Genomic DNA, 12,159 nt, shown 5'->3' with positions numbered 1-12,159 from the left:
ATCATTCACCGCCCTTTAGGAGGCCCTGCGACTTTATCTGGGCCACCAGCTGGGCCCTGGACTTTATCGAGCCCCCCTTTATGATCCTGTAAAAGCGCCTGTAAGTCTTCCTGTCTATGCTACCTCTGTCCCGGAGGTTCCTGAGCTCCTCCCTGAGTGGCCTGATCGTCTTGATCCAGCGCTCCTTTCTCGGGAACCTAGCATACTTGGTACCCCTTATGGAACCTTCCCCGCGCCTGCGGCCCTTGGAAAGCTGCTTGAGTCTCTTCTTGAACCTCCCCTTGGAGTTGCCCTTCTTCTGCTTGAGCTGTATGACGTTCCTCTCTATGAGCTGCCTTATGTCCTCCCTCGATGCGGCCTCGAGCACCTCCTCGGTGCTGTTCGTGTCGATCCAGACTCTGGAGACGCCGGACTTGAACTCCTCTGCAGCCAGCCTCTTCGCTGTTTCCATCTTCATGCTCACTCACTCCCCCTGTTGATGACCCTGATGCCAAGTTCATCTGCCCTCTTCAGGATCGCCTCCCTCTTCTTGGCCCCCACCTTGGAGGCAATCCTGGCCGCCTCCCTGTTCCTGTCCAGCCTCTCCAGCTCAGAAACGTTGTTCACCAGCACCTCCCTGAAGCCGGACGGGTGCAGGCCCCTCACGATTCTTGGAGACCTGAAACCCGAATCGACTACAGGAGGCCTCCTGGCAAGGTGCTCACGCATCTTGGAGTGTTTTCCCCTGGGCTTCCTCCATGCATCCCCGAGCTTCTTGTACCTGAACCACTCCTGCCTCCTGAAGGCTGGACGCTTCCTTGCCTGCTCGACCTTGATCTTCAGTAACCTCTTCTCGTATTCCGACAGCGAAGGTTTCAGAGTGTTCATCTCACTCACCCTTTGAAATCAGGTAGACGCCGTCCTGGAAGACCCTGAGGTCGAAGCCCTTTATCTTCGTGGCCCTCTCTATGTTTGCGGCGGTCTCGCCTAGCTGGCGCCTGTCTATGCCCTCAAGCGTAACCCTATCACCCTTGACGCTCACCTTTGTGTTGCCCACTATGTCTGCATACCTGGGTGACCTCTCCCCCAGGAAGTTCTCAATCACTACCCTGTTGCCCCTGACAGAGACCCTCATGGGAAAGTGCGTGTAATCGATCTTCATCTCGTACCTGAACCCCTCTGTCACTCCCCTGAAGGCGTTCCTGATCTCGGAGTACCAGGTGCCCGCTATCCCCCTGTTCCTGCGGTTCTCCTTGCTCACCATTATCTTTATGGAGTTCCCGTCAGGCACCACGCGGACATAGTTGTCCTTGAAGACACGGACAACCGTGCCCAGCTTACCCTTCACCTCCACCGTGTGGTCGCTCACCGTGAACGTGACGCCCTGCGGAGGGCTTAATGAGAACATTTCCTTCCACTTTATCTCCATGCGCGCCACCTCAGTAGACGTAGGCAAGCAGCTTACCGCCTATTCCCAGCTTCCTGGCCTCTATGTGGCTCATCACGCCCTTTGTTGTTGTGAGTATCAGGATTCCGAAGTCCTGGGCGGGGAGGTACCTGGCCTCGTACCTGTCCATGTTTGATATCTTGACAGGGAGCCTTGGCTTGATCACACCACAGTTGTTAATGGTGTCGCTGAGCACGATCCTGAACTTCCCTCCCCTGGCCTCGTCTATGACCTCGAAGCTCTTCAGGTAGTTGTACTCCTGCATGACCTTCAGGACCCTGCCTATGAGCCTGCCTGCAGGTTCAGCTACGATCTCCTTCCTCCCTATCCTGGAAGCGTTCTTGATGCTGTTTATTATATCATTGAGCGGGTCATGTCTCATAACATCACCTTAACTGTACTTCCTGAAGCCAAGCTGGGGGGCCGTCTCCCTGAAGCACTGCCTGCAGAGGTGCAGGCCGTACCTCCTCACTATCCCTCTCTTCCTCCCGCACCTCAGGCAACCCTCTTTGTGGCCAAATTTCTTCTTGGGCTGCAGCTTGACCTGTGCCATTACCTCACCACCTGCACGTTGAAATTCTTTTCAAGGAACTCCATGCTCTCCTCCCTGGTGACCCTGATCTTAGAGGGCAGGTGCTTCCTGTTTACCCTCCTCCTCTCCAGCCTGTACCCGCCCCTCCTCTTGAGCACCACGGCTATGTCCATGCCGAATATGCCGATCTCCGGATCGTACTTCATGCCCTTGAAGTCCGTGTAGTCCGCTATGCCGAAGTAGGCATTTCCCTGCCTGTCGAAGGAGTAGTGCGGGATCTTATATCCTTTTGCGTAGAGCGCCTTTTTGAGGAACTCCACAGCATCATTCTTCCTGAGGGTAACCTTGACTCCTATCTGCAGGCCCTTCCTCACGTTGAAGTCCCTGACGGTCCTCTTCGCGGTCGTGAACACCGGCTTCCTGTTAGTCAACATCTCCACGACCCTGGCCGCCTTGTTAAGCCTGTCGCCCGCCTGGCCAACGCCTATGTTGACCACGACCTTGTCTATGACAATTTCCTGCATCGGATTGCTCAAGACTGCGCACCTCCCTGTACCTTGATGTTGAATGAGTACTTCGGTGACGATATGACGAACGCATAGTCCTGAACGGTGCTGAAGCCCTCCTCAAAGTGCACCAGGTTGGCGTGCGATGACTCCTTGACCTCGATCTTCTTGATCGTGCCGATTTCCCCCACGTGCGAGCCGCCTGTTAGGAAGGCCCTGTTCCCAGGCTGGAACTTCAGCTTCTCCACAACCGACCTAGACTTCAGGTCAAATATCACTACGTCACCGGGCCTCAGGTCCTTGTCCTGTGTGATCATGTTCCTCCCGTCATGGAAGGTTATCTGGAAGCGGCTGTTGTCTATGCTCCTCTTTCCCTTTATCCTGAGGGGCTTTATCTGTGCCTCCCCCTCTTCGATCCTCACAGGGACGAGCCTTCCCAGGGTATCGTAGGTTATCCTGAAGTGTTCCCCTGTCGGTAGTATTGAGACCACATCCATGAAGCCTACACCGAAGCGCTTCTCCCTGACTACCTTGCCATCCACGGCAACCTGCCTGTTGGCAAGCATCCTGGCTATCTCCCTCTCCTTGTCGCCAAGGTGGAGGTAGTCCCTTAACAGGATCAGGAGGGGTATTGAGTGCTCCCTGTCATGCTTGCCGGGGGATGCACTCGCTCCCCAGAAGTGGGTCTTTCTCGCGATCTTGATTGTCCTGGGAAGGACAAGCCTCTTAGTTTTCGTTATCATTTCCCTCGGCCTCCTTCACTTCATCCTCTGAACCAGATGCGGCCACTGATCCGGCCTCATCCGTGGTTGTGCCCTCCACTGCCTGCGCCGGCTGCTCGCTGACCTCCTTCTTCTCCTCTGCCACAGCCGCCTGCTGTTCTTCCTTTATGACCTCTTCAGACACCGTGACGTTCCTGAGTGCGGCCAGCTGCCTGAGCCTGTCCTGCCGCTCCTGCCTGGAGAGGTCGAGCCTTGTGATGACCAGTTCCTCCGGCCTCAGGAAGAATGGCTTCTGCTTGCCGTCCGCCTTCGCTATGGTTATTCCCTCCACCGAGACCCTTCCCGCGACGTGGTCGACTTCAACGACCTTTCCGCCTTCTCCCTTCCTCGATCCCTTGACAATCCTGACCACGTCGCCGGAGACTATGGGAAAGGTGCGTATGCCGAACTTCTTCTGGAGGTCCCTTGAGAGGTGCACATTCAGCCTCTTGATCATGATATCACCCTATACTATTGTGGAGGCAATTGCCGCTATCCTTGGCCACCTCTCGGCCGCCTCCCTGGCCACGGGCCCCTTTATCTCGGATCCCCTCACCTCTCCGTCAGGCGTTACAAGCACCGCTGCGTTCTCCTCGAACTCGACCATCGTGCCATCAGGGCGCCTGTACGGCCTGCGCTGCCTTATCACGACGGCGTAGACCACCTTGCTCCTCATCTCAGGCGTACCCTTCTTCACGCTCGCAACGAACATATCGCCTACGCCAGCGGCCGGTATGCGCCTGGCAACGCCGTGGTACGCCTTGACGTCTATGAGGCTGATCATCTTGGCACCGCTGTTGTCCGCGCATATCATGGTTGCGCCGAGCGGTAGTCCCCTGTGCTGTCTGCCCGCTACTCCCTTCATGTGGTCACCTTCTCCACCACAACATATGATATGGTCTTGGCCAGCTTCCTGCACTCAGCGATCTTGACCACGTCGCCCGGCTTGACGGATATGCATCCGGGCACATGCACATGGTATTTCTTCAGGACGCTGGTCCTCCTCTCGTACTTCTTTATGTACTTCTTGTACTCCCTGGTCACTACTGCACTCCTTATCATGGATGCAGACTTGACGACGCCAGTCATCACCTGGCCCCTCACGACCAGGCTGCCGTGGAAAGGACACTTTTTGTCCTTGCACTCAGTGGCTGGCGGTTTCACATCTATACCGATGTTCCTAGTTGCCATTAACACCACCCCTTCTCAGGTTCCTCTCAATCCTCCTTGATTCCTTGAGCCTATCCTCAGGCCTGTAACAGAGCAAGGGCCCTTTCAGGTAGACTTCCCTGCCTGGCTTTGAGATCTTGAGTGTTACCACGCCCTTTGGGACTGCCCTGACCCTCCTGCCAGACCCTATATAGACCATGTTCCTGGTCTCGTCCACTATTTTTCCGCCTATGCCCACCAGGGCACTGTTGCTGGACCTCACGACCTCACAGTGGTAGCCAATCAGGTCATCAAGGTAGTCCCTAAGGTTCCTCATACGACCTCAGTCCTGAAGCCCATCTCCTCCAGATGCTTTTTCACGGTTTCCCTGTGATCACCCTGGAGCTCTATTATCCTCCCGTCCTTAACGGTGCCCCCAGAGGCCACTTTCTTCTTCAGCGTCTTCGCAATCTCCTGTATGTTCTCCGCCTTTGGGTCTATGCCCTCTATGATCGTGACGCTCTTGCCGTACCTCCTCTTGTCCACGCTTATCTTCACAGTCTGGGTGTCCCTGCTGAAGCCCTCCCAGGGCTGCAACTCCTTCGGGATGCCCGTGAAATTCTTGTCCTTCATTCTTTGTTTTCCTCCGTCATCACTGTCAGGACCCTGGCTATCTGCCTCTTTATGGACTTTATCTTGCCCGGGTTGGAGGGTGCACCTCCCATGGCATGGCTTGCCCTCTCCCTGAGCAGGGATTCCCTGAGGTTCTTCAGGGTCTCCTCCCTCTCCTGCCTGCTCATCTCCCTAATCCTACTCGCCCTTAGCTCCATCTTGTGACACTACCTCCTTTACTTCCTGCTTTGGGAGCTCCCCGACGCTTATCACATCGGGCAGCTTGTAATCGTTCTTCAGCATGCGGACCGTGACGCCGATCACGCCTTGCTTGAGCTTTGCTATGGAGAAGCCCGTCTCCATGCCGCTCCTGCCGGGTTCGCCGGAGTACTTTATCGACCCGTACATGAACTTCTGTGCCCTGGCCCTTTCGCCGGATATCTTGCCCCCTATCCTGATCATGACGCCCTTGGAGCCTGCCTCAATGACCCTCCTTAGAGACGTGTTCCCTGCCTTCCTGTAGTTCCAGCCCTTCTCAAGGGACAGTGCGATCTTCTTCGAGACAACCTGGGGGTTCAGGTCGGGGTTCGGTATTTCCTTGACCTCTATCTGCGGAGATTCCACCTTGAACCTCCTCTCCAGCTCGTCCGTGATCTCCTGCACCTTGGCACCGTGCCTGCCTATGACCAGGCCGGGCTTGTTAACGTAGAGGGTTATGTTCGTGCCGAAGGGGGTCCTCTTCATCTCTATGCCGCCGAAGCCAGCGTTGTCGGTTGCCTTCCTGATGAACTCGGCCACGAGGAGCTTGTTCACGGCCTCCTTCACGAACTTCCTCTCCTTCATGACTCCACCTCCTCAACGACTACCTCCACATTGACGAGGTCCTTGAACCATGCGCCGGCCCTGCCGTAGGCCTTCGGCAGGTATTTCTTGATCATCCTGCCCTTGGTGGCTGCTATGTGGCGGATCACGAGGTTCTCCGTGTCAAGGCTCTTGAACTCTGCGTTTGCTTCGGCGTTCCTGAGCACCTCTAGGAATGCCCTGGCGGCCTTTACTGGGTAGCGCCCGGAAGACATGCCCTTCCTGTGTGACACGGAGTCAAGGTACCTGAAGTAAGGCACAGCCAGCTTCTTCTGGGTGACCTTCTCAAGCGCATCTATGGCCCACTGGAGCCTCTTCCCCCTCAGGAAGTGTGCTATGTTCACGGAGTCCTTGAGGGATATGTCCAGTTCCTTCCCCCTTGCCCTGGCGCTCCTCTCACCCACATTCTGGATAGAGTAACCCTTCATATGCATCACTTCAGCGGCATGAACTTCGATGACCTGGTAGCACCAACGCCTGGGCCGGAGTGCTTCACCTCCTTCCTTGTCATGGCAAACTCGCCCAGGTAATGGCCTATCATCTCGGGCTTTATCTCGAACTTTACGAATGAGTTGCCGTTGTAGACCTCAACAATCTTGCCAACGAACCTCGGGAGTATTATCATGTCCCTCACGTGGGTCTTTATGTTCTGCTCATCTGAGTTCAGCTTTTCAAAGAGCACCTTCTGCTCGTAGTTCATCTCCCTGGTCAGGGACCTCCTGGCCCTGGCGGTCAGGAGCTTCATGACTTCCTGCAGGTCCATTTTCTGGAGTTGCTCGAGTGTGTACCCCCTGTATGTGAATTCCTTCGCCCTGCCCAGGACCACTTTCTGTGACTTCCTGGCCTTCCTCTTGATCGACTTTACAGATGCCTGCTTCTTTACCGGCATGTTCACCTCCTCCTCTTAGGAGACAGCCTACCGACCTTCCTACCAGGTGGCGTTCCCCTTCCAACCGTGCTTGGCCTGCCCACATGCTGGTGGTTGCCTCCCCCGTGCGGGTGGTTCACCGCGTTCATTGCCACACCGCGCACGGTGAACGGCCACTTGGCCTTGCTCCTCAGGTAGTGTATGTGTGTACCGGCCTTCAGTATGGGTATGTCCTTCGCACCGCTGCCGGATACTATGCCCACAGTGGCCATGCACAACGGGTGGAACTGCCTCATCTTTCCGGAGGGGAACTTCAGTGTCACACGCTCCCCGTGGCTGACCACGAGTGCAGCCGTACCGGCGGTCCTGCAGAACTTGCCGCCGTCGCCTGGCATGCTCTCAATGTTGTAGACGAGGCTCCCATCCGGTATTGAGCCAAGAGGTAGCGTGCAGCCCGGTGCAGGTGAGCCTGAGCCTACAGATAACTTCTGGCCGACGTATGCACCGTTGAACGCGATCTGGAACTGGTGCTTTCCAGTCCCGTCCTCCAGCACCAGCAGGGGTGCATTCCTGCCAGGGGCATGTATAATGTCCTTGACCGTGTACTCTCCGGGGGAAGGGTGCCTTATTGGTGCCACGTGCCTGTGGCTCGGACTCCTGTAGACAAGACCCCCGCGGCCCCTCCTCTGAGCAACAATGTGCTTACCCATACCTTCACCTCAGAATATGCCTATCCTCCCGGCGATCTCCTCCGCCGAGAACTCAGGCGCCAGCTTCACAATGGCCTTCTTTCCCTCCTTGCCTATAACCACGTTGACCTTCACTACCTTGACGTTGAAGGACTCCTCCACGGCCTTCTTTATGTCCGCCTTCCTGGCAGCCCTGTGGACTATGAACGTGAGCTTGTTCTCCTTCTCCATCATGAGCATCGTCTTTTCGGTTGCCACAGGAGTCAGTATAACGCTCTGGGTGTCCACTCACTCCACCTCCGACAGCTTCCTTATTGCTGATTCCGTGAAGAGGGTGAGCCTGCCTGCAACTCCTCCAGGGGCTAGATGGCGTATGCCGAGTGAGGAGACGTTCGCAACATCCACACCCGGGAGTGACTTGAACCCCCTCGCCTTCCTGGTGTCAGTGCACACGATCAGTATGCTCTTCGGCTCCCTGTACGTCCTGCCCCTCATCTTTCCCCTACCTGCCCTGATCTTGGTTCCCTCCTTGGCCCTCATAACATCCTCATCGAGGCCAAGGCTGGAGAGGACACTCATCGCATCCTTTGCCTTTGATACCTCCACAACATCGTCCTTGACAACCACGGGCAGGGAAAGCCCTTCTGGTACCCTGTGACCCCTCGCCCTGACCTTTTCCGGGACTGCTGTAAGCGCTATGGCGCTGAACTTTGCCATGCGGAGTTCCTTCCTGTTGAAGCGCTTGACGAGCACCTTCTGCGTTGTCGGTGCATGCGCGCTTCTCCCACCGACCATGTTTGCGAGTATAACACCCCTGGTGGAGCCTGCCACCCTGGGCAGCCTCGCTATCCCGTGGCCTGGCCCGTAGTTATGACCCACCCTTCTGAGACCGGCCGTCGGCGATGTACCGTAGGGGTGGCGCATGGAAAGGGTCACAGCCCTGAAGGCCCTCCTTATGATGTCCTCCCTCGGCACGGTCTCGAACACCCTCGGGAGCTCGATCTCAGCAACGGCATTGCCATCCTTCGAGTAAACGTTTGACTTCAAATCAATCACCCTGCTTGGATTCGGTTGAGACGTAGCGTATCACGAGATCCGTTACGTCTGGCGACGTCTGCCTAGCCGGATCCCTCATCTTGATTAGCCTCTTCATATGGCCCGGTATTGAACCATGGAGAAGCACGCACGGGTTCGTCACCACCCCGTACCCGGGGAAGCCACCCTTGACATTCACGTTCTCCTTGGTCGGGTCGCTGATATACTTTATTACCCTGATGTTGTGAACCGTCCTCTGCTGGAACCCCATCTGACCGGCCTGGGGCACAGTGTTCCTGACCCAGTCAGGGTGCCACGGGCCCAGGGTGCCTATCATCCTCCTGTGCTTCCTGTTCTTGTGGTGCAGCAGCTTTATTCCGAACCTCTCCACATGGCCCGTGAAGCCCTTTCCCTTGGTCACCCCTATGACATCCACAAACTTACCGGGCTTGGAGAACTCATCGAAAGTGATCTGCTTGCCCAGCTTCTCCTGGGCGTACTTTATCCTCTCCTCAATTGTCCCGCCCCCAACCCTCACCTCAAATATCTCCGGCGTCTTCGAGGGTATTGATTTAACCAGCTGCGGGTTCGTGTGGACAATGAGCCTTACATCCGCCACCTTGGTCACCATGGGCTTCTCGTTGCTCTTCTTCCTCTCCGGTATCCTCCTGAATATGCTCTTATCAAGGTTGTCCGCCCACTTCTCGTAGCTGACGAACAAGCCGTTCTCGTTTTCATCATAGAATCTAAGGCCTGCAACCGTGAGCGGCGGGACCTCCACAACTGTGACCGCTGCCATCACTTCCTGGCCAGCGGTGAGGCTGTTCTTCCTGTAGTCGACCATGAGCACATGGGTCATGCCCACCTTGTACCCCGCGAAGGCCTGAACCTTCACCGGGCCCTGTATTTCAGGCCATGACCTTATGGTGCCGAATATGCTCTTCGCTCTCACTCTCGGATAGTAACCCATAGACCCCCGTCTGGGGTGATGCGGAGTCGCCATTACGTACCACCGTCCATAACCGTTACACTCACATTCGCCCGGAAGAACGCTCCAGGCGACACTGGGATGCCACAGGAGGCATTGCCCATTAGTGTATGGTATGGTTGTAGGGTTAGTGGAAGAAGTTATTTAAACCTTTATACCCGGTGGCCCGAGCCTAGAACGTGCGGGGTGCGACAATGCTGCGGTTGCTCGAAACCAGACACCCATACGGCATTTTCCCGCCTTCCCACCGTTCTCCTGGCCTTGGGTTCCAGCACCGGGCCTACTGTTCAGTGCAGTGCACGGTACAGCACAGGTGGAGACACCCCAAACCGAATGCCCGATCGTTCCGTTTATCTATCTTCACATGATACAGTCATGATTTACAATGCCCGATATGGTGGTCCTCATCAAGGTTGTGCCTGACAGCAACGAGGTCTTCGTTGACCCGGTCACGTTCACACTCAACAGGTCGCAGGCGACCAACGTGATCAACCAGGCTGACGAGAATGCCCTGGAAGCCGCGCTCAGGATCAAGGACAAGTTCGGTGGCACTGTCACAGTTATCAGCATGGCACCCTCATTCGCGGAGGCGGCACTTATAGAGTGCATGGCAAGGGGGGCCGACAATGCCATACTGGTCAACGACAGGGCGATAGCAGGCTCCGATACCTACCCCACGAGCCTCACACTGGCCGCGGCGATAAAGAAGCTGGGAAAGTACGACATAATATTTGCCGGCGAGAAGACGTCAGACTCAAGCACAGGCCATGTTGGTCCGGGTGTTGCAGAGTTCCTGGAGGCTGAACTGGCCTCCTATGTGAGGGACTGCACCTACGAGGATGGCTATGTGGTGGCCGAGAGGGAACTCGAAGAGGGTGTTGAGGTGGTCAGGATACCGACACCAGCTGTGGTCACTATAGTCACAAACTCAAACACGCCCAGGATAGCGTCACTGAGGAGGAAGATAGACGCCATGAGGAAGGGAGTGACCGTGTGGACAATGAAGGACCTTGGCATACCACCGGACTGGGTGGGCCTCAGGAACTCACCAACTGTCGTGAAGAAGATGCTGCCGTTCCCAAGGAAGGACAGGAAGGCCAAGAGGGTCAAGACCGAGGAGATCGGGCAGATGCTCGAGGAGCTGGTTAAGGAAGGCATCATAGAGCTGGGAGGTGAGTGAGCTGGCGAAGTTTGCGAGGGCTGAGCCGCCTCAGCACCCGGAGGAATACAGGGATGTGATGGTATACCTCGATCACTGGCAGGGGAAGCTTAAGAACGCTTCCCTGGAGATGATCGGCGTCGGGCGCAAGCTTGCTGACAAGACTAAGAGCAGGCTCATATGTGCGCTTGCGGGGTACCAGACAGAAAGCATGGCAAGGGAAGCTGGCGAATACGGTTGCGATGTGGTGATGGTTGCAGACAACCCTGAGCTGAAGCTCTACCGTTCCACACCTTACTCTGAGGTGGTGGCGGACTTCGTGTTCAGGGCAAAGCCCAACGTGCTCATAGTGCCCGGGACCAAGAACGGGAGGGACCTGGCCGCAAGGGTTGCGGTCAAGGTGCAGAGCGGCCTGACAGCGGACTGCATGGACATAGACATAGAGACAGATACCGGTATACTCCTGGCCAGGAGGCCTGACTACGGCGACAGCACGATGTCAGAGATCAGGTGCGAGAAGCACAGGCCCCAGATGGCCACCTCCAGGCCCGGGACGTTCGAGATACCCCCGAAGCTGAAGGACCACAGGTACAGTGTGGAGAAGGTAGATTTCGAGTTCAAGAAGGAGCAGCTCAGGGAGGAGATCCTGGGCTTCACACCGCGCGGCGGTGATGACATAACCGCTTCAAAGGTCATCGTCGCAGGAGGACTGGGCCTGGGCAGCCCCAAGGGCATAGAGCTCCTCAGAGAGCTGGCGAAGGAACTCGGTGGCAACATAGGTGTAACGAGGCCAGTGGCAGATCTTGGCTGGGTACCGAGGGAATACCAGGTCGGGCAGACCGGCAAGATAGTCAGGCCCAGGCTCTACATAGCAGCTGGCATTTCCGGAAAGCCTCAGCACATTGTGGGCATGATGGACAGCGGCACCGTGATTTCCATCAACACTGACGAGAAGGCTGACATCCACAAGTTTGCAGACTACATAATAGTAGACGACCTCTACACAGTGATACCTAAGATGATCGAGGAGATAAGGAGACTGAAGCAGGGCCAGGTCGAGGAGGCGGCGGAACAGAAAGGATCATAATAAGTTATAAATCTATCCAAACAATCTCCTCCCGCTGGGTCCGTAGCTTAGCTAGGTAGAGCGATGGACTCTTAATCCATAGGCCAGGGGTTCAAATCCCCTCGGACCCGCTTCTCCATTTGTCCAACATGCTCCAGATGTTGTAAGATGAGATAATTGTGTGTCTCATGTTTTATCGAATGTCGATCTTGGTTCCCTAAGTGCTCCCCATGTGATTGATGCTCTCTATTAAGATCAGGCTGCACACAGTCCCCATAATAAGGCTCTGTAGTGTTGGGGTTCCGATCGGCCCTGCCTGATGGCCTCGGGTACTCGTCGAGACGTTCCGGAAATAAGAGAAACCCTACACATTTACAGAGTGGGGTTGACCGGATTTGAACCGATGACCTCCCGGTTATCAGCCGGGTGCTCAAACCATGCTAAGCTACAACCCCAGCCGTTTGACCTGAATGTTTCTGAGTTTATGGATTTTACGGAATGCTCTGC

22 protein-coding genes and 2 tRNA genes are annotated in these 12,159 nt (G+C 55.9%); 3 read left to right on the top strand and 21 right to left on the bottom strand.

All coding sequences use genetic code 11. The features are described 5' to 3' along the window. Position 1 precedes the first annotated feature (1 nt). From IEW66_RS03925 to rpl3p, 20 genes are read right to left on the bottom strand one after another with little or no spacing between them, the layout of a single operon-like run. A complete protein-coding gene (locus tag IEW66_RS03925; RefSeq protein ID WP_188680487.1) occupies positions 2–457 on the bottom strand; it encodes a 50S ribosomal protein L19e in 456 nt (151 codons plus the stop codon). Between the two features lie 2 nt (positions 458–459). Further along, entirely contained in the window at positions 460–867 is a 408-nt protein-coding gene (locus IEW66_RS03920) for a 50S ribosomal protein L32e (protein ID WP_188680485.1), read from the bottom strand. Position 868: 1 nt separating this feature from the next. Next, the gene (locus IEW66_RS03915; protein WP_229657482.1) at positions 869–1,408 is read right to left on the bottom strand and encodes a 50S ribosomal protein L6; all 540 of its coding nucleotides are present in this window, start codon (positions 1,406–1,408) and stop codon (positions 869–871) included. 10 nt (positions 1,409–1,418) lie between these two features. Next, complete coding sequence (locus tag IEW66_RS03910; RefSeq protein WP_188680483.1) at positions 1,419–1,808, bottom strand: 30S ribosomal protein S8; 390 nt, start codon at positions 1,806–1,808, stop codon at positions 1,419–1,421. 9 nt (positions 1,809–1,817) lie between these two features. Then, positions 1,818–1,979, bottom strand: coding sequence for a 30S ribosomal protein S14 (locus IEW66_RS03905; protein WP_188680481.1), 162 nt, complete (start codon positions 1,977–1,979; stop codon positions 1,818–1,820). After that, entirely contained in the window at positions 1,979–2,482 is a 504-nt protein-coding gene (locus IEW66_RS03900; RefSeq protein ID WP_188680479.1) for a 50S ribosomal protein L5, read from the bottom strand. The genes IEW66_RS03905 and IEW66_RS03900 overlap by 1 nt, the downstream gene beginning before the upstream one ends. An 8-nt stretch (positions 2,483–2,490) precedes the next feature. Further along, positions 2,491–3,207 (bottom strand): 30S ribosomal protein S4e, encoded by a 717-nt coding sequence (locus tag IEW66_RS03895; RefSeq protein ID WP_188680477.1) that lies wholly within the window; start codon positions 3,205–3,207, stop codon positions 2,491–2,493. Further along, a complete protein-coding gene (gene rplX, locus IEW66_RS03890; protein ID WP_075056255.1) occupies positions 3,191–3,682 on the bottom strand; it encodes a 50S ribosomal protein L24 in 492 nt (163 codons plus the stop codon). Before rplX ends, IEW66_RS03895 begins: the two co-directional genes overlap by 17 nt. 9 nt (positions 3,683–3,691) lie before the next feature. Beyond that, a complete protein-coding gene (locus IEW66_RS03885) occupies positions 3,692–4,090 on the bottom strand; it encodes a 50S ribosomal protein L14 (protein WP_188680476.1) in 399 nt (132 codons plus the stop codon). Beyond that, the gene (locus IEW66_RS03880; protein ID WP_188680474.1) at positions 4,087–4,416 is read right to left on the bottom strand and encodes a 30S ribosomal protein S17; all 330 of its coding nucleotides are present in this window, start codon (positions 4,414–4,416) and stop codon (positions 4,087–4,089) included. The genes IEW66_RS03885 and IEW66_RS03880 overlap by 4 nt, the downstream gene beginning before the upstream one ends. Continuing rightward, on the bottom strand, positions 4,406–4,711 hold the full coding sequence (locus IEW66_RS03875; protein WP_188680472.1) for a ribonuclease P protein component 1: 306 nt from the start codon (positions 4,709–4,711) through the stop codon (positions 4,406–4,408). Before IEW66_RS03875 ends, IEW66_RS03880 begins: the two co-directional genes overlap by 11 nt. Then, complete coding sequence (yciH, locus tag IEW66_RS03870; RefSeq protein ID WP_188680470.1) at positions 4,708–5,007, bottom strand: translation initiation factor; 300 nt, start codon at positions 5,005–5,007, stop codon at positions 4,708–4,710. The genes IEW66_RS03875 and yciH overlap by 4 nt, the downstream gene beginning before the upstream one ends. Next, on the bottom strand, positions 5,004–5,204 hold the full coding sequence (gene rpmC / locus IEW66_RS03865; protein WP_075056251.1) for a 50S ribosomal protein L29: 201 nt from the start codon (positions 5,202–5,204) through the stop codon (positions 5,004–5,006). Before rpmC ends, yciH begins: the two co-directional genes overlap by 4 nt. Next, on the bottom strand, positions 5,185–5,829 hold the full coding sequence (locus tag IEW66_RS03860; protein WP_188680468.1) for a 30S ribosomal protein S3: 645 nt from the start codon (positions 5,827–5,829) through the stop codon (positions 5,185–5,187). The genes rpmC and IEW66_RS03860 overlap by 20 nt, the downstream gene beginning before the upstream one ends. Further along, positions 5,826–6,275, bottom strand: coding sequence for a 50S ribosomal protein L22 (locus IEW66_RS03855; protein ID WP_188680466.1), 450 nt, complete (start codon positions 6,273–6,275; stop codon positions 5,826–5,828). The genes IEW66_RS03860 and IEW66_RS03855 overlap by 4 nt, the downstream gene beginning before the upstream one ends. A gap of 5 nt (positions 6,276–6,280) precedes the next feature. Continuing rightward, positions 6,281–6,736, bottom strand: a complete 456-nt coding sequence (locus IEW66_RS03850; protein ID WP_188680464.1) for a 30S ribosomal protein S19 — start codon at positions 6,734–6,736, stop codon at positions 6,281–6,283. Positions 6,737–6,738: 2 nt separating this feature from the next. Continuing rightward, positions 6,739–7,425, bottom strand: a complete 687-nt coding sequence (locus IEW66_RS03845) for a 50S ribosomal protein L2 (protein WP_188680462.1) — start codon at positions 7,423–7,425, stop codon at positions 6,739–6,741. A gap of 9 nt (positions 7,426–7,434) precedes the next feature. Beyond that, a complete protein-coding gene (locus IEW66_RS03840) occupies positions 7,435–7,692 on the bottom strand; it encodes a 50S ribosomal protein L23 (RefSeq protein ID WP_075056249.1) in 258 nt (85 codons plus the stop codon). Further along, complete coding sequence (gene rpl4p, locus IEW66_RS03835; RefSeq protein ID WP_188680460.1) at positions 7,693–8,451, bottom strand: 50S ribosomal protein L4; 759 nt, start codon at positions 8,449–8,451, stop codon at positions 7,693–7,695. A 1-nt stretch (position 8,452) separates the two neighbouring features. Continuing rightward, the gene (rpl3p, locus tag IEW66_RS03830) at positions 8,453–9,442 is read right to left on the bottom strand and encodes a 50S ribosomal protein L3 (RefSeq protein ID WP_188680458.1); all 990 of its coding nucleotides are present in this window, start codon (positions 9,440–9,442) and stop codon (positions 8,453–8,455) included. A gap of 370 nt (positions 9,443–9,812) precedes the next feature. On the opposite strand from rpl3p, the gene IEW66_RS03825 reads away from it, so the two are divergent. From IEW66_RS03825 to IEW66_RS03815, 3 genes are all read left to right on the top strand, one after another. Continuing rightward, positions 9,813–10,607, top strand: a complete 795-nt coding sequence (locus IEW66_RS03825) for an electron transfer flavoprotein subunit beta/FixA family protein (RefSeq protein ID WP_188680456.1) — start codon at positions 9,813–9,815, stop codon at positions 10,605–10,607. Further along, the gene (locus tag IEW66_RS03820; RefSeq protein WP_229657479.1) at positions 10,600–11,673 is read left to right on the top strand and encodes an electron transfer flavoprotein subunit alpha/FixB family protein; all 1,074 of its coding nucleotides are present in this window, start codon (positions 10,600–10,602) and stop codon (positions 11,671–11,673) included. The genes IEW66_RS03825 and IEW66_RS03820 overlap by 8 nt, the downstream gene beginning before the upstream one ends. Before the next feature lie 36 nt (positions 11,674–11,709). Beyond that, positions 11,710–11,783 (top strand) — tRNA-Lys (locus tag IEW66_RS03815). Between the two features lie 249 nt (positions 11,784–12,032). Here IEW66_RS03815 and IEW66_RS03810 read toward each other — a convergent pair. Next, positions 12,033–12,107, bottom strand: a tRNA-Ile gene (locus IEW66_RS03810). Positions 12,108–12,159 lie beyond the last annotated feature (52 nt).

The sequence above is a fragment of the Thermogymnomonas acidicola genome, from assembly GCF_014646795.1.
In the GTDB taxonomy this organism is placed as follows: domain Archaea; phylum Thermoplasmatota; class Thermoplasmata; order Thermoplasmatales; family Thermoplasmataceae; genus Thermogymnomonas; species Thermogymnomonas acidicola.
The sequence above is the reverse complement of the archived record's forward strand: the minus strand, read 5'-3'. Positions and strand labels throughout refer to the sequence as shown.